Source organism: Rhizobium sp. J15, from assembly GCF_002531825.1.
Taxonomy (GTDB): Bacteria; Pseudomonadota; Alphaproteobacteria; order Rhizobiales; family Rhizobiaceae; genus Rhizobium.
This window is the reverse complement of record NZ_NWSX01000010.1, coordinates 13,769-37,105: the sequence shown is the minus strand read 5'-3', so window position 1 is coordinate 37,105 and position 23,337 is coordinate 13,769. Positions and strand designations below refer to the sequence as shown.

The window sequence follows — 23,337 nt, the reverse complement described above, 5'->3', positions numbered from 1 at the left end:
CCGCGCCGCGTGCTTCAACCGACCAGCGCGGGAGAAATGCGGATCTCCGCACGTATCCACCGCTCGATTACGATCAAAATACGCAGGGACTATCCGATCTGCGCGAAAAACCGGCGGCTGCGGAAGCGGCGAAGGATTTCCTTAAACGTTACCGCCTTGGATGAGGCCGGTTTCCGCCACCCGTGCGATCCGGCTCGCTCGAATGTGGCACAGGCGCGATAGGTCGGCAGGCATATGGAAATACGATATGGTTCATAGCGGTTTTGCTCTCATGCTTTGCTGCGACTCTCGCGGCAACGGTGCTTTGCTCTAGGGCCTATTGCGCATGGTCGAGACAACGAATGGCCGAGGGCGGGATATGACCTCGGATCTGGTCGCAGATCCGGATCAGAAAGCCAGATTCTGCGCTGAAATCGCGGCCTTGGTGCCTGCCGTCATGAGCGGTGATCTGACGGCGCGCATGAGCGCCGACTATGCGGATGCGGATCTTCGCCGCTCGGCAGCTGTTCTCAATGAGCTGATTGCGTCGATCGACGACAACCTCTGCGATTTCAACGCGGCGATGGCCGCTCTCGCTCACGGGGATCTCCATGCAGGCATGCGGGACAAACATCGCGGCGCATTTGGGCAACTGCAGAAGAACTTCAATCTGGCTTTGGTGACGATCCGCAAGGTGTTGGGGGAACGAGGTTCGGATCGGTTCACGGACAGGGCCACGAAATTCCGCCGGATGCTGGCCGGCTCCGGCTCGACCGAGCTCGCTTACGAAGTCAGGGCCTCCGACGAGGATTCGCGGCCGATTCCTTCGCCGCCCCATGATCTCTGGCTGAAGCTTGCCGAGGCGCTGGCCCGCTTCTCGGTCTGAGAGGGCCCGCGCCGCAACGGAATAACCGTTGCGGCGCGGTGGCGCTTCCCTCAGAAGGGATAGTGCTGGGCGGAATCCTCCACCGTGATCCAGCGCAGGTCGGTGAATTCTGTGATCGCCGCCTTGCCGCCGAAGCGGCCGTAGCCGCTGCCTTTGACGCCGCCGAAGGGCATCTGCGCCTCGTCATGCAGTGTCGGACCGTTGATGTGGCAGATGCCGGATTCGATCCGCGCCGCGACCGCCATCGCCCGTTGCACGTCGCGGCTGAAGACGGCCGCCGACAGGCCGTATTCGGTGTCGTTGGCGATACGGATCGCTTCCTCCTCGCCGGAGACGCGAATGATCGGCTTGACCGGGCCGAAGGATTCTTCCGCATAAACGCGCATGTCAGGTGTGACGTGATCGAGCAGCGTCGCCTCGACCACGGTGCCCGAGCGCTTGCCGCCGGCCACGAGTTTTGCGCCCTTGGCCGTCGCATCGGCGATCAGCTCTTCCATTTTCTTCGCGGCGTCGAGGCTGATCAGCGAACCGAGCACGACATGGCCGCGCGGGTCGCCGGCCGGCAGTTGGCTAGCGCGGGCGGCGAGTTTGGCGACGAACTGATCGGCGATTGTCTCGTCGACGATGATCCGCTCCGTCGACATGCAGATCTGGCCCTGATGCATGAAGGCGCCGAAAATGGCGGCATTGACGGCGCCGTCGATATCGGCGTCGTCGAGAATGACGAGCGGCGCCTTGCCGCCGAGTTCGAGGAGGGCAGGCTTGAGATATTTGCCGCAGGTCTCCGCAATGATCTTGCCGACCTTGGTCGAGCCGGTGAAATTGACGCGCTTGACGGCGGGATGGGCGATCAGCGCGGCGACGATTTCAGGCGCATCCTCCGGTGCGTTGGTGAGAACATTGATGACGCCGGCGGGAAGGCCTGCTTCGGTCAGCGCCGTGGCGATCAGCCGGTGGGTGCCGGGGCATTGCTCGGATGCCTTGAGGATGACTGTGTTGCCGCAGGCGATCGGCATGGCGATGGCGCGGGTGGCGAGAATGACGGGCGCATTCCAGGGCGCGATCGCCAGGCACACGCCGGCGGCCTGGCGAACGCCCATGGCGAGCGTGCCCGGCTTGTCGGAGGGAATGATCTCGCCTGAAATCTGCGTCGCCATGGCGCCGGCCTCGCGCAGGATATTGGCGGCGAGCATGACGTTGAAGCCGGCCCAGGGCGCGGTGGCGCCGGTCTCCTCGATCATCAGCCGGGTGAACTCGCTCACCTTGGAATCCATGATATCGGCAGCCTTCATCAGGATGGCGCGGCGCTGGCCGGGGCCTGTCTTCGACCAACTGACGAAGGCGGCGGAAGCGGCGTCGACGGCGGCGGCGACATCTTCCAGGCTTGCGGCAGCGGCGCGGCTTGCGAGCTTCTCGGTGAAGGGGTCGAGGCGGTTATAGGTCCGGCCGCCGGAGGCCGCGCGGTCCGCGCCGTTTATGAGCAGGGAAATATTCATCGGGGATCTCCTCAGAAACAGAATTAGAAGCCGAGAACCTCGGCATTGATGGATGCTTCGAGGCCGCCGTCGGCGGCAAGGTTGGTGCCGTTGATCCAGCGCGCGCCATCCGAGCAGAGAAAGAGCACGGCGGGCGCGATATCGGCGGCGGTGCCGGCGCGGCCGACGCGGGTGATGTCGCTGTCGACTCTCGCATCGCCGAGCACGGCGCGAAACTGTTTGAGGATCGGCGTTTCCACCGGCCCGGGGCTCACCGCATTGACGCGGATGCCGCGCGCCTTGAACAGCGGCTGGTGCGCCGCGCGCATGGTCCAGAGCAGGAGCAGTTCTTTGGAAAGCGGATAGCCCTCCTCATTCTTGAGGCGATATTCGCCAGCGACCGCCGCCACGTCGGGGAAGCCTTCGATTGAGGTAAGCGACTTCGCCCGCTCGAGATTGGCGCGCCAGCCATAGCCGGCGATCGACGCGACATTGACGATGGCGCCGCCTTCGCGCAGGCGCGGTGCCACCGCTTCCGACAGGGCGCGAAGGCCGTAGAAATTGACGGCGAGCGTCGAGACGACGCCGGTATTGCCGGAAAGGCCGGCGACATTGGCGAGCGCATCGAGGCGCGAGGGCAGCTGTGCGACGATCTCGGCAACGCCCGATGGCGTGGACAGATCGCCCCGGATGAAGGCGGCGTTTCCATGGGCGGGTTCGCGCACGTCGATGCCGATGACCTCGGCGCCCATCTGGCCCGCCAGTTCCGCCGTGCGCGCACCGATGCCGGAGGCCACGCCGGTTACCAGGATCGTTTTACCAAAAAGCATGAATGTCACCTTTCACAAGAGAAACTGAAGGCAAGCCGGCTCATTCTTCCCATTTGATCTTGTTCGGACCGGGAAGTTTCAGCCGATAGCCGACGGGCAGAAGCTGGAAATCGAAACGGCGTTCGATTTCGCCCCAGAGCCCGCGCGGCAGGTAGAGGGAGAAGATCAGGGCGGTGGCGCCGAGACCGATCAGATACCAGACGCCGGCGCTGCCGAAGAAGGTTTCGATGACGAAGAACAGGATCGCGCCGAGGAGCGCGCCTTCGAACTTGCCGATGCCGCCGACGAGCACCATGAAGATCATGTAGGCGGTCCACTGGACGCTGAAATAGGTCTTCGGCTGGAAGGTCGTGGCGGTTGCAAGCCACAAGCCGCCGGCGACGGCGATGCCGAAGGCGGCGAGCACGAAGAGCAGCCGCTTGGTCGCGATCACCCGCACGCCAACCGAGGTCGCCGCCTCTTCATTGTCGCGGATCGCCTGCATGGCCGCTCCCGCGCGGCTTCTCATCAGCATGAAGAGCGCGCCGAGCAGGGCCGCCATGGAGGCGAGCGCAAGCCAATAGATCGCCGCCCGCCGCATGCCGCTGTCATAGAGGTTGAGCGAGATCAGCGAGGTTCCCGTTTCGCCCTGGATGAGGCTGTCGAGATTGACGAGCAGGTGGGCGAGCGTGGCGACGACCCACATGCCGATCGCGAACTCACCGCCCTTCAGCCGCAGCATGAAGAGCGAAAGCGGCACCGACAGCGCACCGGTCACGATCGCGGCGGCAAAGATCGAGACGAAGGGATCGAGCCCGGCATCCGCAAGCCGGATGGTGAAATAGGCGCCGAGGCCGAAGAACACCTGCTGGCCGACGGAGACGAGCCCGCCGAAACCGGCGAGCGCATTCCACATGGCGGCCAGGATCACATAGATGAACAGGGCCGTCATCCGGTCGATCGCGCCGGCGCCGAGCATTGTGGGAGCGAGCGCCAGCAGCACCAGCAAGGCGGCCATGGCGCCGAGCGCCATCCGTGACGACGTCGTCCAGCGTTCGATCGATATTCCGTTGGAGACGAGTGTCATGTCGGGCTCCTGAGACGTGCTCGAAAGTTGAGGAAGGCGCCGAGCCTGTCGAGCCGAGGTATGCCGAACCGGGACAGCCTCACGAAAAGGACGAGCAGGAACATGGCGTGGCCGCCGATCAGGAAGCCTTGCGGATGCAGCTGCGCGCCGAGCGACTGGGCAAGGCCGAGAATGATGCCGCCGGCAAGCGTGCCCCAGAGTGATCCCGCGCCGCCGATGACGGCCGCCTCGAAGGCGAAGAGCAACTGCGGCCCGCCCGCATAGGGGCTGAAGGTTGCCCGCATTCCGAGAAAGGCGCCGGCGATCCCGATCGTGACCATGGTGATTGCGGTGGCGACGGCATTCACTCTACGTGCATCGATGCCGACAAGCCCTGCCGTATCGGGATCTTCGGCCGTGGCACGGATGGCGCGGCCGAGTGCAAAGCGGCTGAGGAAGAACTGCAGCGCGCCGAGAAGGAGGATCGCCGTCACCATCATCATGACAGCGAGCTTGCCGACGAAGATGTGACCCGGCAGTTGCCAGGATGCATAGGAGAGGTTGCCGATAAAGGGCGCGAGCGAGCGCGTGTCGGCACCGAACTGTTCGAACAGCAGATTGTCGATGACGATCGACAGGCCGAAGGTGGTGAGAATGGGCAGCAGCGTGCCGCCGCGGGCGCTGCGTTCGAGGATGAAACGCTGCAGCATCCAGCCGAGGACCGCCATGACCGGCAGGACGATCAGCAGGCCGGCAAAAGGTGGAATGCCCGCCTTGGCGGCAAGCAGCCACAGCCCGTAGGCGGCGGCGATCGCCAGGCTGCCATGCGCGAGATTGATGATCCGCATGACGGAGAACATGAAGGACAGTCCGCAGGCGATGACGGCGTAATAGCCGCCGAGCAGGATGCCCTGGAGCAGGGAATTGATCACGATGCGCTCCTTTCGCCGGCGGCCCGGTGCAATCCGAAATAGGCCTGGGTGACATGTTCGCGGGTGACGGCCGCCGCCGGCCTGTCGAGCACGATGCGTCCTTCCAGCATGCAGATGACGCGGCTTGCGACACTCATGGCGCGGGCGAGATCCTGCTCGACAAGCACAATTGTCGTCCCTGATGTGAGCAGCGACTGCAGCTGGGCATAGACGCGGTCGACGACGAGCGGCGAAAGCCCGAGCGAGACCTCGTCCAGCAGAAGAATATCGGGGTTGCTCATCAGGGCACGGCCGATGGCGGTCGCCTGCTGCTCCCCGCCCGAGAGATGCCCTGTCTTGGCGTGGCGGCGGGGCTTCAGGTTCGGAAAGGCGTCGAGGACGCGATCGACGCTCCATTCGCCCTTGCGTCCGCAGCTCTTTCCGAGAAGCAGGTTTTCCTCGACGGTCATCTGCGAAAACAGGCGCCGGCCTTCCGGCACCAGGGCGATGCCCCTGGCGATCCGCTTGTGGGAGGGGATGGCGGCGAGATCCTCGCCGTCGAGAAGGATCTCGCCGGAGGCGGGAAGGTGAGCGCCGGCGATCGAGCGAAGCAGCGTCGTCTTGCCCGCGCCGTTGGCGCCGACCAGCGCCAGCACCTCGCCCTTGGCGATATCGAAGCTGACGCCGCGCACCGCCTGCAGCAGGCCATGGCGGACGTCGAGGTTGCGGATGGAGAGAAGGCTCATGCGGGCGTTCCTCCGAGATAGGCCTTGACGACTTCGGCGTTGCTCATGACTGCTTTCGGCTCGCCATCGGCGATGATCCGGCCGGCATCCATGCAGATCAGCCGCTCGGCCACCTGCAGCAGGATATGGACCATATGCTCGATCCAGACGATGCCGATGCCGCGGCGGCGCAGTTCGAGGATGGTTTCCACGAGCTCGCTCGCCTCGCCGTCGGTCAGTCCGCCGCCGATCTCGTCGAGTAGCAGCAGCCGCGGCTGCGTGGCGAGCGCGCGGGCAAGCTCCAGCCGTTTGCGATCGAGCAGGCCGAGCGTGTCGGCCGGGCGGTTGGCGACGCCGAGCATGCCGCAGAGCGAAAGCGAATCCACCACGCGGTCATAGGCCTCGTCGCGGCTTGCGGCATTGCCATGGGACGCGGCGACGAAGACGTTTTCGAAGGTCGTCATGCCGCTGAAGGGTTTCGGGATCTGATGGGTCCGCACCAGGCCCGAGCGGCAGCGTTCCGCCGCCGTCCGGCGCGTGACGTCGGCGCCGTCGAAGGTGATTGTGCCCGCGCTCGGCGGGAAGGCGCCGGCGAGCACGGAGAGCAGCGTCGTCTTGCCGGCGCCGTTCGGCCCGACGATGCCGACCGCGTCGCCGTCGCCCATGGAAAAATCGAGATTTTCCAAGACCACGAGCGCGCCGAACCGCTTGTGGATTCCTTGGGCCGAGAGGAAGGCTCCTCCCGGTCGATTTTGAGTTTGCTGCTGCACCGTGCGTTATCCGTTGTAGGCGGTGAGCTTGGCGCCGACCGGGACGTTGGGGTCGGTGGCGTTTTCCGTGACGACATAGTCGAGCTCGAATTTCGAGCCTTCCGCCGCCTTTACCCATTGCGTGCCGATGATCGGCCCGGGCGAGACGTTGGCGACGGGGCCGCTGGTGAAGTCGACTTTGCCGGCGATCGTCGTCGTCTTCAGCGAGGCGAGCGCCTTGGCAACGGCCTCCTTGCTCTTGACGTCGCTGCTCGCCTTCAGCGCGTCGAAGCCGGCATCGAGAAGCGCGAGGCTGGCGCCGAGCTGCTGCGTCCACTGCTTGCCGCTTGCCGCTTCATAGCCGTCGGCAAGCTCGGTTCCCGAGACGCCGGTCAGCGTCGATTTGTAGGGGAAGGCCTTGTGCCAATAGGCGGCGCTGCCGATGTTCATGCCGAGATCGCCGAGCGCCTCGATGTCGGAAGGAAAGAGGCCCGTCTTGGCGATCTGGCAGATCTTGATCTGCTGGGTGAGTCCCTGCTGGGCGGCCTGGCGCCAGAAGGCGGCGAAGTCGGGCGGTATCGGGAAGGAGTTGAAGATCTCGACGCCTTCCTGCCGGAAGAGGGCGATCTGCGCCGAGAAATCGGTGGTGCCGGTTTCATAGGCGCCGGGATCGATGATGGTGAAGCCGGCCTTGGCGAGGGCGGGCGCCAGATGGGCGCGGATCGCATTGCCGTCGGCGTCGTTGGGATACATGACGCCGACCTTCTTGTTGGTCTCGATCAGGCTCCATTGCGAGACATAGGCCTTGTGGAATTCTTCGACGCCGAAGCCGAAATGATAGGTCCATTTGAAGGGCGAGGGCGCGCCCGGCTTGGCGCCGCGGCCGAAGTACCAGGCCTCCCAGGGCATGACCGTCGAGAGGCAGGGGACGCCCGCCGCCTCGCAGGCGTCGGACACCGGATTGATCGTTTCGGGCGTCGAGACGGCGAGCATCAGGTCGATCGCCTGGTTGTTGATGAGCTCCTTCGCCAGTTGCCCGGCGCGCGAGGGATCGGACTGGGTGTCCTGGTCGAGGATCTCGACCTTCCAGGTCTTGCCGCCGGCCTGCAGGCCGTTCGCCAGGGCCTTGCGTGCGAGATCGAGCACATAGCCGTCCGTTTCGCCGAAGCCGCCGAGCGGGCCGGTGCGCGGGCTGATGAAGCCGACCTTCAGCGTATCGCCGCTCTCGGCGAAGGCCGTACGGCCGAAAAGCGCCAGCGCCGCGCCGCCTGCCGCGGCCGAAGCGATGAAAGAGCGGCGCGTGAGAGACGCCGCATTGAATGTCCTGCTCATGAAATCATTCCTCCCTCTTGGTGCGGGCCTCCCGCCCGTTTCCTGTCCATTCCGGCCGAGCTGCAGTCAGATCGGATATTGCCGTTTTCCCGATGCGATGGTGACCCATCGAAGCTCGGTGAATTCATCGATCGCGGCCTTGCCGCCGAAGCGGCCGTAGCCGCTCGATTTGACGCCGCCGAACGGCATTTGCGGCTCGTCGGAAACCGTCGCCTCGTTGATGTGGCAGATGCCGGATTCGAGCCGCATGGCGACGGCGAGCGCGGCATTGACATCGCCGCTGAAAACCGCCGCCGAAAGCCCGTATTCATTGTCGTTGGCAACCGTCACGGCCTCGTCGATGCTGCCGACGCGGATGATCGCCGCGACCGGGCCGAAGCTCTCCTCGCGATAGATACGCATGGCCGGCGTGACGTGATCGATGACGGTCGCATCCATCAGCGTGCCATGCGCCTCGCCGCCGCAGACGAGGACGGCGCCCTTCTGCACGGCGTCGTCGATCAATGACCGCACACGGCGCACGGCTTCGGCGTTGATCAGCGTACCGAGCGGCGTATTGCCGTCCTTGGGGCTGCCGGCGATAAGGGTTGAGGCTTTCGACCGGAACTTGTCGATGAAGCCGTCGGCGATCTCGTCCATGAGGATGATCCGCTCGGTCGACATGCAGATCTGGCCCTGGTTCATGAAGGCGCCGAAGGCGGCGGCGCCGACCGCCTCGTCGATATCGGCATCGGCAAGCACGATGAAGGGCGCCTTGCCGCCGAGTTCCAGCAGGCAGCGCTTGAGATGCCGTGCCGAGGCTTCGGCGATGATCCTGCCGACGCGGGTGGAGCCGGTGAAGTTGATGCGGCGTACGGCCGGATGGGCGATCAGCGCGTCGACGACGGCGGCGGCGTCACTTGGTGCATTGGAGACGACATTGACGACGCCGCGCGGGAAGCCGGCGTCGCGCAGGATATCGCCGATCAGCCCATGGGTCTTCGGGCAGAGTTCGGAGGCCTTGAGGACGACGGTGTTGCCGCAGGCAAGCGGCATGGCGACGGCGCGCGTGCCGAGGATAATGGGCGCATTCCACGGAGCAATGCCGACGCAGACGCCGGCCGGCTGGCGCACCGCCATTGCCATGCTGCCCGGAATGCCTGACGGAATGAGCTCACCTGAGATTTGCGTCGTCATCGCCGCCGCCTCGCGAAAAATATCGGCGCCGAGGCCGCAATTGATCGCCGCCCATTGCGCGGTGGCGCCGGTTTCGCCGATCATGGCGGCGATGAGTTCGGGCGTGCGGGCTTCGAGAAGGTCGGCGGCGGCATTGAGCAGCCGGCGGCGCTCGCCCGGGCCGGTCTGCGACCAATCGGGAAAGGCGGCCGCGGCTGAATTGGCGGCCCTCGCCATGTCGGCGACGGAGCCCGCCGCGGCGACCGTCGCGACGTCGCCAGTCAGCGGATCGATGCGTTCGAAGGTTGCCCCGTCGGACGCCTCCACCGCCTCGTTGTTGATCATCAGCTTTGCCGAAAACACCGTTTTCCCCATCCGCCGCCAGCCGGCGCTTGTTTCATTGCCGTGGGAGAAGACGAGCGGAAGCCGCGGCCCAAGGGCCGTCCAACCATTCCCGCATCTGTCGAGGTGCCTCCTCCCAAAGGCTGATGGAGAGGAGGTTACGCCGATCGTTTCAGGATGGAATGCGATTTATTGGGTTAATATTGTAATTATCCGGCGATTGCCGCACTGTTCGCTGCGAAAGAGGAGGGCGGACGTTGGCGACGAACGGAGGCATTCATCATTATGCGAGGGGCGAATGGCACGGGCCGTCGCTCTCGCACCGGCGCATTCGTTTCCAGAAAGGGATCTACGCCGATTTTCATCATTTCTTCCTGCTCGGGGACGGCTCGGCCGAACTGCATTTCGACAATGGCGAAGACCGGCCGCTGCACGGGCCGCTCATCGCCTTCCTGCCGCCGCAGGCGCGATGCGATCTTTCCATTGCCGCCGGCACCGCGGCCCATCTTGTCGGGGTGTCGGCGCAGATCATGGTCGATGCGATCGGCGACAAGGTGGAATCCTATTCGCTGCGCCTCTTCACCGAGCAGCGCAAGCTGGTCGAAGCCGCCGATCCTCAGCTGGTGGCCGAAATCGCGCCGCTGATTTCGGGTTTCGTGCGCGAACTCGGCGATCCCGCCCGCTCCTCCTGGATGGTCGCAGCCGCTTATATCAGGCTGGCGCTGATGGCGCTTTGGCGCGGCTGCGGCGGGGAAAGAGGCGAGGAGCGAGGGCAGGGCGAAACCGGATCGATCCTGCAGCGATATCGCCAGCTCGTCGAGGCCGGTTTCCGCAAGCACCGTCCGATCAGCGATTATGCCGCGGAACTCGGCGTCACTGCCGACCGGCTTCATTCCATCTGCCAGAGGGCGCTCGGCCGCTCGCCGATCCAGCTCCTGCACGAACGCGTGGTGCAGGAGGCAAAGCTGAGATTGGAGCGCTCGGCCCGCAACATTCAGGAAATCTCCGACAGTCTCGGTTTCCGCGACCCGACCTATTTCAGCCATTTCTTCAAGCGCAAGACCGGCCTTTCCCCCGCCGGCTACCGCGAGATCGCTCGCGCCTCCGCCGGTTCGGAAAACAGTATGCTGTCTTCGGGCTATGCGGACTGGCCCTAGGCCCAGAGTCATTGGGTCGCAAATCGTGCTGACCTAATTCCAAGCCGGCATAGGACTGCAATGCGCAAATAGCGTCATTGCGCGCCAAAATCGGTAATGCCGACATGCTGCCGAAGGCCGACTGTCCGCTGGTAGACACCCAAAACGAAAGCGGAGATCAGAGGTCTTGCCGCCAAGGTCCGGGGTCGGCCCTTTGCTGCCGTTCGAGGTCGATGCGAGGAACGTGCGGTATGTGCTAGGGTCTAAGGCGGAACGCGACAGACGCACTGCGAAGGGCGGTGTGATCGAACCGGAATTCGCGCGACCTCTTGGAAGGGGAGACGAGGACGATGCCGACACCAGAGCGACCCAGCCTAATAGTTCGACAGAAATCCCCACAGAACATCGAGTTTCCGTTTGCGTCGCTCTCCGATTGGCTGATCCCAACCGAGCTGTTCTTCGTGCGAAACCATTTCCCGTCGCCGGACCTCGATGCACGAGACTGGAGATTGCGCGTTGGCGGGGCGGTGGAGCGGCCGATCGAACTTGACCTCGACAGCATCAAGGCGATGCGGAGCACGACTTTCACCGCCGTCGTCGAGTGCGCCGGGAACGGGCGCGTCTACTATGTGCCGCCGAGGGAGGGATTGCAGTGGCAGAACGGAGCCGTCGGGAACGCCGCGTGGACAGGCGTTCCTCTGCGCGAGATTTTGGAAATGGCGGGCGTCAAGCGAACCGCACGTGAGGTTCTGCTCGTAGGTGCCGACAGCGGCGTCGTCGACACGAACAAGAAAACGGCTTCTCCCGGTCCCATCGCTTTTGCGCGCAGTTTACCGCTTGAGAAGGCCATCGCTGACAGCACGATCCTAGCCTATTCGATGAACGAGGAGCCGTTGACGCGCGATCACGGCTACCCGCTACGCGCGGTCGTGGGTGGCTGGTTCGGCATGGCTTGGGTCAAGTGGATCACTGATATCACGGTTGTGGAGCAACCGTTCCTTGGCTACTGGCAGGCGCGCGACTATTTCCGTTGGGAGCGCAGCCTCGGGGAACCCAGGCTGGTCCCCCTTGCGGAGATGCAGGTAAAAGCGCAGATCGCGCGTCCCGTGCAGGGCGCGCGTCTCATCGTCGGCCAACCGTATCGGATTTTCGGAGCCGCCTGGAGCGGAGAGGCCGCTATCCGGCAGGTGCAGGTCTGCACCGGAGATGGCAGGGGCTGGCGCGAGGGAAGGCTCCTTGAAACAGAACGTCCCTTTGCATGGCGCTTGTGGGAGTACATATGGACCCCTGAAGAAGTGGGGCGATATATACTGCGATGTCGCGCGATCGATGGGGCGGGGTGCGTGCAGCCCGACCTCCCGCATTCCGACTGTGAGAGCTACGCGGCCAATTGGATCGTTCCGGTGGAGGTTACGGTCGTTCCCGAGCCACAGACGTACGAAGAGGAATTCGTGATCTAATTACCCGATGGGGCGGAATGGCGGCTTTTTGGCGAAACTGCGACCCGCGTTGTGTCATGTCCGCTTTGCAGCAACTGCGACCTGCGGCTCGATGACGGCGCGAAGCTGCCGAACACTGATTGCCCAACATCAGGGCAAACGGATGCTAGGTGTGTGGTCCCCGAAAGCTGCCGCTTTTCACATCAAACCGATGCCGGCTTCGCGCTAACGGCGCTCCCCCGGGCCCGACAGCCCCTGCGGCGAGACAGGTTTTCCGCTTATGGGGCTTACGGCCTTGGCGGCTTGCCACGCGCGTTGGAAGAAACGGATTTCTGTGGCGATGCTTTCGCGGAACGGATCGGTTTGGTTGAAGTAGTTGCGGTCGAGACCGAGCTTTGCACCTTCTGCTTCACCCTCGTAATAGGTGCCGAACAAATGATCCCAGATCGGAAAATAATTGGCGAAATTCTTGTCGTGATGTTCCCGCACTCGGGAGTGATGGATGAAGTGGTCGCGTGGTGACTGGATCACGTATTTGCCAAACCAGCCATGCCAGGGAATGGCACTGTGCTTGACCAGACCAATGGCGCCAAAGGTGATGGTCACGAAGGCGAATTCCGCCGTTGGCAGCCCGATAAGCAGCGCCGGAACGACCATGATGGCCACGTTTATGGCCTTCTCCAGCGGATGCTCGCGCGACGAAGTCAGCGCGTTGAACTCTTCGGCTGCGTGGTGAAATTCGTGCAGCCGCCATAGTACGGGCAGCCGGTGCATCAACCGATGCTGCCAGTAGCTCAAGAAGTCTGACAGCACTAGGAACAAGAGAACATGTGCCCAGCCTGGCAGCCTCCGGGCAAGATCCAGGTGGGGGGCATCCTGGGCCGCGTGGGTGATGGCATAGGACAAACCGAATGATGCGAGCGCCGCGAATAACGTAATCATACCCGTCGCCTGGAGGACGAAATAGACGATGTCGGTGATCGTGGATTTGGTGCGTTCGAAGAAAACCCGACGGAACCCGGAATTGCCGAACCCCACACAGGCGAGTTCCACCGCGAAAACGGTCAGAACCAAGCCAATAGAAATGGCGAAACTGAGCGCCATTGCCCGACCATTCAGATAATAAGTGTTGTAAAAAAAGCTCCCAAGCTTGTGCACGCAGTAATAGACCAGCTCCATGGCACCTTACCCCAAACACGAACCCTTACAGCTTAGTCCTGGCGACGCGCTTTCGACCGATTGCTCAAAAGGACGATCGGGGCGTCCTTTTGATGGTGGAAGTGCAGAGTCATCGACCGCCGATCTACTGAAGGTTGGCGCGGGTCTGAAGATAATCAATTGCCTGAATTTATTAATCTGCCGGGGTATAGTTGAAAGTAGCGACGGGCTCTTTACGACGTAAAGTGCCAGAGTGAGCATACAGCTTGCCGCAGTATTTTTGCCGCGGAGACGACGCCGTTAGCCCTGCTACGCAACACGAGCATGAGGCGTGGCGGGACGATGACCCAATGGAACGACTTAGGAACCGAGCTCTTCGAAATGATTGCTGAACTCATCCTGTGCGCCTCCCTGACGGCCGTCGACGGCGACACGGTGAAATGCGACGGCAAAAATATGCGACTGCTGGGGAAGGTGTTGCCTTCGTTTCCGGCATCGACACACCGGTGATCGGATCGCATGCGAAGTGCGTCAAGGAACGGAAGCTGGCGCTGATCTCCAAGGGATGGCTGAAAGAGCTTCTGACTGAAAGGGCTTCCGGGATCGAATCGAGCAGCGCGGTGGCAAGACGCAGTCGCACCGGCCGCTCGTCAACATCGAACGAATGACGAAGATAGAAGATGTTGGGAGGACCCTGCTACAAGAAGGGTTCGCCCGGCCGTGGACGCCGGGGCGTCGCAAGGATTGGTGTGACTGATGCTAGGCCGGTTGGCCGCCCAGCGCACAGGAGACACCATTGCTTGGGGTAAGCAAATAATCGCCAGGCGGCACTACATCTATAATAGGAGATATTATTTCGCTTTGTAGATGGTGTCCGATCTTTGGTCCGGCAACGTACAACACGTTACTTTACAGCCGGAAATATAATTCTAAAGGATAAAGTACGACTTATTGCGGACCAAGAGAAAATTATGCAAAGTTTTGTAGGCGCCTCGGCGCAATGCTTACAAAACAACCCCACACACTACCCCCGCAAATTGCGGGGGTTTCTCGTCCGGCACCTTACGGGAACTACACAGTGACAATCAGGTTAGATCACTGGATCGCGGGAGAAAACCAGTACTTTTAGATCGCATTATGCCCTTCTCCCAGCGATCCACCCGATTCCAGAGTTGGGTCGTGCGGAGGTAGGTTTCCGGTCTGCTCCCAAAGCGACGCTCCGCGCGGCCCGACGCCTTCGATGCAGGCCGAACACTAAGTCGTGAGGTGCTCTTACGTTGAACCATCGCGCTCACGGCCTAAGGTTAGCATGGGAAGTGAGGGCGTCATGATCCTGTCTCAGGTATTCCAGACCCAAAGCGTGCTGAATGATGACGAAGTGGCCCTATGCCAAAGGGTGTTCGATCACGTCGTTCTGGCCAAACAGGTCAAATCGGATGCAGAGCGGCAGGATCTGGCGGCTCGGATCATCCAGTCGTATCAACACGGAGTTACAGACGAAGAGGCTCTATTGCGTTTGTTGATTTGAATATTGAAAAATACATGGAACTTCCCTTGCTTTGCAGCGTTTTACTATCGGACGTACAGTCTCTACGGAGACTCGCACATTCGTCCTTTCCAAAAGCGTTAACTAGCCCCGCCAATCCAGCGGGGCTTTTTTTGACCAGTTTCGTGGGGAAACGTCCGTGATCCGCTTGCCCCAGCGCCACTTCGGACCCCCTACCACACCTGTCAGCGTACGCTGACGAACATCGTGGAACTGCGGAATCCATCGTCCGTTTATCCGGCGGGTCGTGCGGTCAAGCAGTTCGCTGCACTGCCAAACCCCATGGCAGTAGCCGTGCGGCCCACTTTTTTGCTCTGCGTTCAGGACGCTTTCGACGGCTATCTAATCTATCCTCAGCCAGTGCCTTACCCAGGTTATCGCGCGATCGCTCATGTAGGCCACAATGCTGCCGATCGGTAGGCCGGCGATGGCGATCAAGCGTCGAGGCGCTTGCGAATGACGGCCCTCCCCTCGTGGCGTTCGCCTTCTCGTCGCTCAGATCTTTTCGGAGCTGGACCACGCTGTCGTATGCCGTCAGAGTGCCTTCCAGGCGCCCGAGGGTTCGGATGATGTCGTCATTGGAGGCCATTTCTCGTCTTTCGGATGTTAGTTTCCCCTATAGATCCGCTTCAGCGCGGTGAGCAGCGCCGCCATTTCATCGCCCGAAAACAGGTCGATGAAATGCTGTTCATGCCTGTCGATCAGCTTACGGGCGCGTGCGAGCATCGCCTGTCCCGCTGTTGTCAGATGCAGTTCCTGGCGGCGGCGGTCTGCTGCGGAGGGGCGGCGCTTGACCAGGTCGCGGGTGGCCAGCCGGTTGACGAGGGCCATCATGGTTGCGCGGTCGGTGCCGAGCGTGTTGGCGAGGTCGATCTGCGATGCGCCCGGATTGGCCGAGATGAGTTCCATCACCGCGAGCTGCTTCTGTGTCAGCGCCAGCTCTTCCATGGTTTCGGCGAAGTCGCGATAGATCGCGACATGCGCCATGCGCAGGTGAAAGCCCAGGAGATCGCCAAGCCGGCCGACATCGAGATGGGGCGTTGCGGAAGCCTCCTCGGTGTCGAAATCATCCTGCGGTGGTTTTGCGGCCATCGTTCGTCTCGCCTCGTTGAGGCGCCATAACCATCAAAATCAGCGGGTTAGTCAATATGCCTTATGCGGCGGCCGCGAGTATTTCTCTCGTCCGCTCGGGCTTTCGGATTTTCTTCAAACGGCATCTTGCATCTCGCCGGGAAAAAATATTAGTATGTGTTGCATACAAATTTGATGCCTGTCGCGGAGGAGCGGCGGGCATGGGGGGAGAAAATGGCGCATTCCTTTTCCGGGATGGCTTTGCGGGCGGATTGCGGGCTGGTGCAGGACGATCCGATCCTTTACCGCGCCCGCGTCGCGCCGGATCGTCAGGCCCTGTTCGAGATCGCCACCGGCAGGCAGCTTACCTATGCCGAACTCGATCGGCGGATCGCCCGCTGCGCCGGTTTCCTGAGCGTGATGCTCGGGGCGCGGAGGGACGGAGCGCGTGTCGCCATGCTGGCGCGCAATTCGATGGATTCGATCGTGCTCGCCTTTGCCTGCCAGCGCGCCGGCGCCATCTATGTGCCGCTCAACTGGCGGCTCAACGCCGCCGAGCTTCGGTCGATCCTTGCCGATTGCGCGCCGGCCCTCCTGGTCCATGACGAGGAGTTTTCATCCGCCGTGGCGAGCCTTGCGGACGCCAATCCCGAAATGATGGTGATCTCGACGGCGGATGGCCCGGCCGGTCTTGCCGCGCGGATCGAGGCGAGCCGGCCTGCCGGTCCGGTGCCCGCAAATGCCGACGGAGCTTGCGTCCTTCTCTATACGTCAGGCACGACGGGGCAGCCGAAGGGCGTCGTCATCAGCCGCCGCAACGCCTTTTTCGCCGCGGTCAATTTCTCCTTCGTCGGCGAGATCGGACCGGGCTCCGTCGCGCTCTGCGACCTGCCATTCTTCCACACGATCGGGCTGATCGCGGTAGCGCGCACCACCTTGATGCTCGGCGGCACGCTCGTCGTCTCCGACCGCTTCACGCCGGCACGCACGCTGGCTGCCCTGGCCGATCGTGAACGCGCCATCACCCATTATTTTGCCGTGCCGCAGATCGCGCTCGCCTTGCGTAACGATCCTGCCTATAGCGCCGCGGCTCTTTCCGGCCTGCACGCGCTCTTCGTCGGCGGCGCGCCGCTGACGCAGGCGCTGATCGAAAGCTATCTCGACGATGGCGTCGCACTGGTCAACGGCTACGGAATGAGCGAGGCGGGAACGGTGCTGCATGTGCCGATCGACCGGCGCGCGGTGCAGGACAATCCCGGCAGCGTCGGCCTTCCGGCGCCGCTGCTCGACATTCGCGTCGTCGGCGAGGATGGCCGCGATGTCGGGGAGGGCGAGATCGGTGAATTCTGGCTGCGCGGACCGGCGGTAACGTCGGGCTATTGGAACAAGCCGCGGGAAACCGCGGCCGCCTTTACCGATGGCTGGTACCGCACCGGCGATCTCGGCCGGCGCGAAGCCAACGGCTTCTATCGAATCGTCGACCGGCTGAAGGACATGTACATCAGCGGCGGCGAAAATGTTTACCCCGCAGAAGTCGAGGCCGCGCTCGCAAGCCATCCCGCCATTCTCGACGCCGCCGTTATCGGGGTTCCCGACGAAAGGTGGGGCGAATGCGGCGTCGCTTATGTCGTGCTGCGGCCGGGGGCTGCGGCAACGAGTGGGGAGATCGCCGGCCATTGCGGGGAAAGGCTCGCCGCTTTCAAGCGCCCGGCCCGCATCCTCTTCGTCGAAACCATCCCCCGCACCGCCTCCGGCAAAGTGCAGAAACATGTTCTGCGCCAGCACCATTCCGAAGAAATCCTTCAACGACAGGCCCCCTGAAGCGGCCCCGGTCTCGCGCCGAAACCAATGGAGTGAACTCATGACTGAAAATATATCGCCGGTCCTGGTCGAATTCGATGGCGGCATCGCCTTCGTGACGCTCAACCGTCCGGAAAAGCGCAATGCGATGAACCCGGCTCTGAATGCCCGGATGCTCGAAGTGCTCGACGAACTCGAAGGTGACGAGCGCTGCGGCGTCCTCGTGCTGCGCGGCGCTGGCGAATCCTGGTCGGCCGGCATGGATCTGAAGGAATATTTCCGCGACAACGACGACAAGCCGCGCGATGCCACGCTGAAGGCGCGGCGCCAATCCGGCGGCTGGTGGAACCGGCTGATGTATTTCGAAAAGCCGACCATCGCCATGGTCAACGGCTGGTGCTTCGGCGGCGCCTTCACGCCGCTTGTTTCCTGCGACCTCGCCATTGCCGCCGAGGAGGCGAATTTCGGCCTCTCCGAGATCAACTGGGGCATTCTGCCGGGCGGCAATGTCACCCGCGCGGTGGCCGAGGTGATGCGCCACCGCGACGCGCTCTACTATATCATGACCGGCGAGCTGTTCGGCGGGCGCAAGGCTGCGGAAATGGGTCTCGTCAACGAGGCGGTGCCGCTTGCAGAGCTTGAAGCCCGCGTCCGCAAGATCTGCGCCAGCCTGCTCGAAAAGAACCCGGTGACGCTGAAGGCCGCCAAGGACACCTACAAGCGCGTGCGCAACCTGCCGTGGGATCTCGCCGACGACTACATCTACGCCAAGCTGGAGCAGATGCTGTTCCTCGACAAGACCAAGGGGCGCGACGAGGGACTGAAGCAGTTCCTCGACGACAAGACCTATCAGCCGGGGCTCGGCGCTTACAAGCGCGGTCGTTGAGGTCAGGCCCGGCATGGCCGGGCCGTTCCGGATTGCTATCGGGAGGAGGAAGCAATGAAGATCCATGCCGCGGTGGCGCGTGCGCCGCATATGCCGTTTTCGCTGGAAAGCCTCGATCTGGAGGAGCCGCGCGAGGGCGAGATCCTGGTCCGTGTCGTCGCAACGGGAGTTTGCCATACCGACATCGTCATGCGCGATCAGCACCTGCCGGTGCCCCAACCGGTCGTGCTCGGCCATGAGGGCGCCGGCATCGTCGAGCGCGTCGGCCCGGGTGTCGCCAAGGTGAAGCCCGGCGATCATGTGGTCATGACCTTCAATTCCTGCGGTCATTGCCCGAGCTGCAACGATCACGAGGAGACCTATTGCCACGAATTCTTCCCGCGCAATTTCTTCGGTTCGCGGGCGGATGGTTCGAGCGGGCTTTCCTATCGGGGAGAGCGGGTACACGGCAATATTTTCGGGCAGTCCTCTTTCGCCAGCCACGCGCTCTGCCATGAGCGCAACATCGTCAAGGTGCCTGATGACGCCGATCTGGCGCTGCTCGGGCCGCTTGCCTGCGGCATCCAGACCGGCGCCGGCGCGGTCATGAACGCGCTCAAGGTCGAGCCGGGAAAGGTGCTCGCGGTTTTCGGCATGGGTTCGGTCGGTCTTGCCGCCGTCATGGCGGCGCGGGTCGTCGGCGCTGCCCGGATCATTGCGGTCGATGTGAACGAAACGCGGCTGACGCTTGCTAGCGAACTCGGTGCGACGGATATCGTCAACGGCAAGGCCGGCGATGCGGTCGCAGCGATCATGGCGCTGACCGGCGCCGGCGTCGATTATGCGATCGATGCCTCCGGCGTTCCTGCCGTGATCGATCAATGCGTGCGGGTGCTCGCGCCGCGCGGCACCTGCGGCATCGTCGGGGCCTCGCCGCACGGCGCGACGCTGACGCTCGATCTCACCCATATCCTCTCCGGCGGACGCCGGGTGCGCGGCATCGTCGAGGGTGATTCCAATCCCGACGTGCTGATCCCGCTCTTGATCGATCTCCATCGGCAGGGCCGCTTTCCCTTCGACAGGCTCGTCACCTTCTATGATTTCGCCGACATCAACCGGGCGGTGGAGGATTCGGAGAAGGGCATCGTGCTGAAACCGGTCGTGCGCCAGCCGGCCGCCTGACACCGTTCAAAGGGAGGAAAGAATGAACAGCGTCACCTCAATCGCCGCCGATACCAGCCCCGACGCCATGAAGGCGCTGCTTGCCCGGCAAAGGGCGTCGTTCCTGAAGGACGGGCCGCCCGATATTGCGACCCGCATCGATCGCATCGACCGCGTCATCGCCCTTCTCGTCGATCATAAGGATATGATCGCCGCAGCGCTGTCGGAGGATTTCGGCAGCCGCAGCGTCGAGGCGAGCCTGCTTCTCGATGTCTTCACCTGCGTCGGCTCGCTTAAATATGCCAAGACCCATCTTGCCGAATGGCTGAAGCCGGAAGAGCATGAGGCGCTATTCCCGGATGCGGTGGCCCGGGTGATCTATCAGCCGAAAGGTGTCGTCGGCATCCTGAGCCCGTGGAATTTTCCCTATCAGCTCGCGCTTGCGCCGCTCGCCGGCATCCTTGCCGCCGGCAACCGCGCCATGATCAAACCGTCGGAGGTAACGCCGGCCTCCTCGGCGCTGATGGCCGAGCTTATCGCCCGCGCCTTCGACGAAACGGAGATCGCCGTCGTTCAGGGTGGGCCGGCGACGGGCACCGCCTTCACATCGCTTGCCTTCGACCATCTGATCTTTACCGGCGGCACCGCGATCGCCCATCATGTCATGCGCGCGGCGGCGGAAAACTTGACGCCGCTTACCCTCGAACTCGGCGGCAAATCGCCCGTCGTCGTCGGCCGTTCGGCAGATCTCGCGGATGCTGCGCGCCGGGTCATGACGGTCAAGACACTGAATGCCGGCCAGATCTGCCTTGCGCCTGATCATGTCTATGTGCCCGAGGAAGGCGTCGAAGCCTTTGCCGAACATGCGGTGGCGGCGGTCGGCGCGATGTATCCGACGCTGAAGGAAAATCCCGACTACACCTCGATCGTCAATGCCCGTCATCACGCCCGCATCCGGGGCTTGATCGATGATGCCAAGGCCAAGGGCGGGCGTGTCGTGGAGATCAATCCGGCGGCGGAGAACTTCTCCCAGCAATCGGCCCATCGCATACCGCCGACCCTGATCCTCGATCCCACCGATGATATGCGCGTGATGCAGGAGGAGATCTTCGGACCCGTGCTGCCGGTCGTCGCCTATCGCGATATTGCCGAGGTTGTCGATCGTATCAATGCCGGCCCACGCCCGCTCGCCCTCTATTATTTCAGCCAAGATCAGGAAGAGGAGCGCCGCGTCCTCGACAATACGACCTCCGGCGGGGTGACGGTCAACGATTGCATGAGCCATGTCACGGCGGAGGGGCTGCCGTTCGGCGGTGTCGGCCATTCCGGCATGGGCGCCTATCATGGCAAGTTCGGCTTCCTCGCCTTTTCGCATCCACGCGCCGTCTATCATCAGAGCAAGATGGTGGAAGCGGAATACATGATGCGGCCGCCCTATGGCAATGCGATGCGCGGCTTCCTGGCCGCGGCGATCTGCAAGTAGCGGAGGATGCGCAGCAACCGTCGGTTTCCGCTTAGGTCGCATATCGCGCAGGGATAGTCTTATTGCGCAGGCCTATCCGAATAACGCATGCTTATGTCGTCGGGATACGTTTCCCGGCGATGATGCGAGGCGTTGTTAAGAGTGCCTTATATTCTGCGTGACAGCGTCGTTCTGGCGCCGGCACCGAGAATCAATTTTCGAGCCATCGGCCTTGGCGCAGGAAATGCAGGCGATCGGCTCCGATTTAACCAAGCCCAAACCAGTTTTGCCTATGATGAGTTCGTTACATGTCTTGGAAGGTGGATCCAACGCGGTGAATGGCATCTGGACGCAATTTGGTGGCAACCTTTCATTCGTGTGCCTGGCAATTTCGCTCTGGGCGCATTTTTCGATCCAATTTCAGCATCGCTCGTTCAAACAGGAAAAGATCGCCTTCGGCATCCTGGCCGGCAGCGCCTCCATCGGATCCATTTTGCTGGCGATCGAATTCATCCCCGGCATCTATATCGACCTGCGCTTTGCGCCTCTTGCCCTGGCCGGGCTGTTCGGCGGGCCGATCGCGGCGGCTTTTGCCGCATCGCTGGCGATCGCCTTCCGTTTTGTCGTCGGCGGTACAGCGATGATCGACGGGATCATCGCGATCGCTGCCGCGACCGGCGTCGGTCTGGCAGGTTGCTTCTGGACACGCAAACGGTCTGCCGGCTTCCGCGACGTTGCGCTGGTGAGCCTTGCCCTCGGCGGCGCGCTGGTCGCCTCGATGGCCTTGCTTCCCACCCTCGTGAAGGCCCATGTTCTGGCCGGCGTCGGTTTTCCCCTGACCTCCTTGAATTGCCTGGCGACGGTGCTCGGCGGCTTCGTTCTTCTGAAGACGCAGCAATGGGAGCTGGAGCGAAGCATATTGGTGACGGCATTTTCGCAGTCGCCGGACTATCTCTATGTGAAGGACCGAAACAGCCGCTTCATCACGGTCAATGAAAACATGACCCGCCTCTTCCGGTTCCGAACGACGGCGGAGATGACCGGATTGTCGGATTTCAATCTGATGTCGCAGCCGCTCGCTGAAGAACTGTATCATCTCGAGCAGCAGGTGATGGAAACGGGCAAGCCGCTGATCGATTCCAGCGAACGGATCGAGGGCCGTTTCCTGCTCGCTTCCAAAGTGCCGCTGCGGGACAAGCAGGGGCGGGTGATCGGCCTTGCGGGTGTCACGCGCGACGTCACCGAGCGCGCCGCGCTGGAGCGGCAATTGCGTGAAAGCAAGAACCTGCTGTCGCATGCGATGGCCAGCATGTCCGATGGCATCGCCATGTACGACAGCAAGGGTTTTCTTCTCTTCTGCAACGATCAGTATCGCGAAGCCTTCCCGCTCTCCGGGGATGCGCGCGTGGTCGGCGCCAACATCCGCGATATCCTGCGCCGCGTCGTCGAAACCGGCGAGCGGCCCGGTGCTGTGGATGGCGATCCCGAGGAGTGGATCAAGCGCGCCACCGCTTCGCTGCACAGCAACAAGGACGAAGAAGTTCAGCTTCACAACGGCGATTGGCGCAGCATCCGCACAAGGCTGGCGGAAGACGGCACGGCGATGGCCGTCGTCTCGGATATCACCGCGACGAAGCAGGCGGAAATCGCGCTCAGGCTGTCGGCCGAGCAACTGAAGAATCTGGCCGAAACCGACGGGCTCACCGGCATGGTCAACCGCCGCGCCTTCGATGAGGCTTTCGCGCGCGAGACCGCGGGCAGCGCCAGGAAGAACACCCCTTTCAGCCTGCTGATGGTCGATATCGACCGCTTCAAGGCCTATAACGACACCTATGGCCATCCCGCCGGGGACGAATGCCTGCGTGTCGTCAGCAAGTGCCTGCGCCAGTCCGTCAGCCGCCCGGCCGATATCGTCGCGCGCTACGGCGGCGAAGAATTCGTGGTCTTCCTCCCGGACACTAGCGCCAAGGGGGCGATGATCGTCGCCGAGCAATTCGCGCGCCGCCTGGCCCAGGAGAATATCGTGCATACCGGCAGCGAATTCCAAAGGGTGACGGCGAGCATCGGCGTCTCCTGCGCGACGGGCGCCGTCCTGCGGACCAATCCGAACCGCCTGCTGACCGAGGCCGACGCTGCGCTCTACGACGCCAAGACGCAAGGCCGCAATCGCATTCTGGCGCACTCGCCGAACCATGACCGGCACGCCATCAAGGAAGCCGGCTAAAGCGTGTCGCGCAAAAGTGTGCGCGGTTTTGCGATAACGACACGCG

At 62.8% G+C, this 23,337-nt stretch carries 20 protein-coding genes and 1 pseudogene; 10 read left to right on the top strand and 11 right to left on the bottom strand.

Annotated features, from left to right (window positions below):
• The first annotated feature begins 436 nt into the window (after positions 1 to 436).
• Positions 437 to 865: a chemotaxis protein gene (locus CO670_RS11480; RefSeq protein ID WP_245425792.1), complete on the top strand. Its 429-nt coding sequence runs from the start codon at positions 437 to 439 to the stop codon at positions 863 to 865.
• Positions 866 to 915: 50 nt separating this feature from the next.
• Here the strand turns inward: CO670_RS11480 and CO670_RS11475 are convergent, their stop codons facing one another.
• The 8 genes from CO670_RS11475 to CO670_RS11440 form a co-directional block, all read right to left on the bottom strand.
• Positions 916 to 2,361: an aldehyde dehydrogenase gene (locus CO670_RS11475; RefSeq protein ID WP_097590351.1), complete on the bottom strand. Its 1,446-nt coding sequence runs from the start codon at positions 2,359 to 2,361 to the stop codon at positions 916 to 918.
• Positions 2,362 to 2,384: 23 nt separating this feature from the next.
• The gene (locus CO670_RS11470; protein ID WP_097590350.1) at positions 2,385 to 3,170 is read right to left on the bottom strand and encodes a coniferyl-alcohol dehydrogenase; all 786 of its coding nucleotides are present in this window, start codon (positions 3,168 to 3,170) and stop codon (positions 2,385 to 2,387) included.
• Between the two features lie 40 nt (positions 3,171 to 3,210).
• Positions 3,211 to 4,236: a branched-chain amino acid ABC transporter permease gene (locus CO670_RS11465; protein WP_097590349.1), complete on the bottom strand. Its 1,026-nt coding sequence runs from the start codon at positions 4,234 to 4,236 to the stop codon at positions 3,211 to 3,213.
• On the bottom strand, positions 4,233 to 5,147 hold the full coding sequence (locus CO670_RS11460) for a branched-chain amino acid ABC transporter permease (RefSeq protein WP_097590348.1): 915 nt from the start codon (positions 5,145 to 5,147) through the stop codon (positions 4,233 to 4,235). Before CO670_RS11460 ends, CO670_RS11465 begins: the two co-directional genes overlap by 4 nt.
• Positions 5,144 to 5,872, bottom strand: a complete 729-nt coding sequence (locus CO670_RS11455; RefSeq protein ID WP_097590347.1) for an ABC transporter ATP-binding protein — start codon at positions 5,870 to 5,872, stop codon at positions 5,144 to 5,146. The genes CO670_RS11460 and CO670_RS11455 overlap by 4 nt, the downstream gene beginning before the upstream one ends.
• Positions 5,869 to 6,621, bottom strand: coding sequence for an ABC transporter ATP-binding protein (locus CO670_RS11450; protein ID WP_097590346.1), 753 nt, complete (start codon positions 6,619 to 6,621; stop codon positions 5,869 to 5,871). The genes CO670_RS11455 and CO670_RS11450 overlap by 4 nt, the downstream gene beginning before the upstream one ends.
• Before the next feature lie 6 nt (positions 6,622 to 6,627).
• Complete coding sequence (locus tag CO670_RS11445) at positions 6,628 to 7,932, bottom strand: ABC transporter substrate-binding protein (RefSeq protein WP_097590345.1); 1,305 nt, start codon at positions 7,930 to 7,932, stop codon at positions 6,628 to 6,630.
• Between the two features lie 66 nt (positions 7,933 to 7,998).
• Positions 7,999 to 9,462, bottom strand: coding sequence for an aldehyde dehydrogenase (locus tag CO670_RS11440; protein WP_097590344.1), 1,464 nt, complete (start codon positions 9,460 to 9,462; stop codon positions 7,999 to 8,001).
• 224 nt (positions 9,463 to 9,686) lie between these two features.
• Between CO670_RS11440 and CO670_RS11435 the strand changes: the two genes are divergently transcribed.
• Both CO670_RS11435 and CO670_RS11430 read left to right on the top strand, forming a co-directional pair.
• On the top strand, positions 9,687 to 10,586 hold the full coding sequence (locus CO670_RS11435; protein ID WP_097590343.1) for an AraC family transcriptional regulator: 900 nt from the start codon (positions 9,687 to 9,689) through the stop codon (positions 10,584 to 10,586).
• Between the two features lie 329 nt (positions 10,587 to 10,915).
• A complete protein-coding gene (locus CO670_RS11430) occupies positions 10,916 to 12,025 on the top strand; it encodes a sulfite oxidase (protein ID WP_097590342.1) in 1,110 nt (369 codons plus the stop codon).
• A gap of 204 nt (positions 12,026 to 12,229) precedes the next feature.
• Here the strand turns inward: CO670_RS11430 and CO670_RS11425 are convergent, their stop codons facing one another.
• Positions 12,230 to 13,183, bottom strand: a complete 954-nt coding sequence (locus CO670_RS11425; RefSeq protein ID WP_097590341.1) for a sterol desaturase family protein — start codon at positions 13,181 to 13,183, stop codon at positions 12,230 to 12,232.
• Between the two features lie 321 nt (positions 13,184 to 13,504).
• Between CO670_RS11425 and CO670_RS33725 the strand changes: the two genes are divergently transcribed.
• Complete coding sequence (locus tag CO670_RS33725) at positions 13,505 to 13,672, top strand: hypothetical protein (RefSeq protein ID WP_348628101.1); 168 nt, start codon at positions 13,505 to 13,507, stop codon at positions 13,670 to 13,672.
• Between the two features lie 817 nt (positions 13,673 to 14,489).
• On the top strand, positions 14,490 to 14,690 hold the full coding sequence (locus tag CO670_RS11415) for a hypothetical protein (protein ID WP_088675592.1): 201 nt from the start codon (positions 14,490 to 14,492) through the stop codon (positions 14,688 to 14,690).
• 360 nt (positions 14,691 to 15,050) lie between these two features.
• Here the strand turns inward: CO670_RS11415 and CO670_RS33350 are convergent.
• Together CO670_RS33350 and CO670_RS11405 are read right to left on the bottom strand one after the other, a co-directional pair.
• Positions 15,051 to 15,297, bottom strand: a pseudogene (locus tag CO670_RS33350) (hypothetical protein).
• Positions 15,298 to 15,314: 17 nt separating this feature from the next.
• Positions 15,315 to 15,800 (bottom strand): MarR family winged helix-turn-helix transcriptional regulator, encoded by a 486-nt coding sequence (locus CO670_RS11405; protein WP_097590340.1) that lies wholly within the window; start codon positions 15,798 to 15,800, stop codon positions 15,315 to 15,317.
• Between the two features lie 213 nt (positions 15,801 to 16,013).
• Here CO670_RS11405 and CO670_RS11400 point away from each other — a divergent pair, with 213 nt between their 5' ends.
• The 5 genes from CO670_RS11400 to CO670_RS11380 all read left to right on the top strand — a co-directional run bounded on the left by CO670_RS11400 (position 16,014) and on the right by CO670_RS11380 (position 23,291).
• Positions 16,014 to 17,600 (top strand): AMP-binding protein, encoded by a 1,587-nt coding sequence (locus tag CO670_RS11400; RefSeq protein WP_097590339.1) that lies wholly within the window; start codon positions 16,014 to 16,016, stop codon positions 17,598 to 17,600.
• 40 nt (positions 17,601 to 17,640) lie between these two features.
• Positions 17,641 to 18,465, top strand: coding sequence for a p-hydroxycinnamoyl CoA hydratase/lyase (locus CO670_RS11395; protein WP_097590338.1), 825 nt, complete (start codon positions 17,641 to 17,643; stop codon positions 18,463 to 18,465).
• A gap of 54 nt (positions 18,466 to 18,519) precedes the next feature.
• Positions 18,520 to 19,626 carry an NAD(P)-dependent alcohol dehydrogenase gene (locus CO670_RS11390; RefSeq protein ID WP_097590337.1) on the top strand — a complete coding sequence of 369 codons (1,107 nt, stop codon included), beginning with the start codon at positions 18,520 to 18,522 and terminating at the stop codon, positions 19,624 to 19,626.
• Positions 19,627 to 19,648: 22 nt separating this feature from the next.
• Positions 19,649 to 21,088, top strand: coding sequence for a coniferyl aldehyde dehydrogenase (locus CO670_RS11385; protein ID WP_097590336.1), 1,440 nt, complete (start codon positions 19,649 to 19,651; stop codon positions 21,086 to 21,088).
• Positions 21,089 to 21,359: 271 nt separating this feature from the next.
• Complete coding sequence (locus tag CO670_RS11380) at positions 21,360 to 23,291, top strand: diguanylate cyclase (RefSeq protein ID WP_097590456.1); 1,932 nt, start codon at positions 21,360 to 21,362, stop codon at positions 23,289 to 23,291.
• The last annotated feature ends 46 nt before the right edge of the window (positions 23,292 to 23,337 follow it).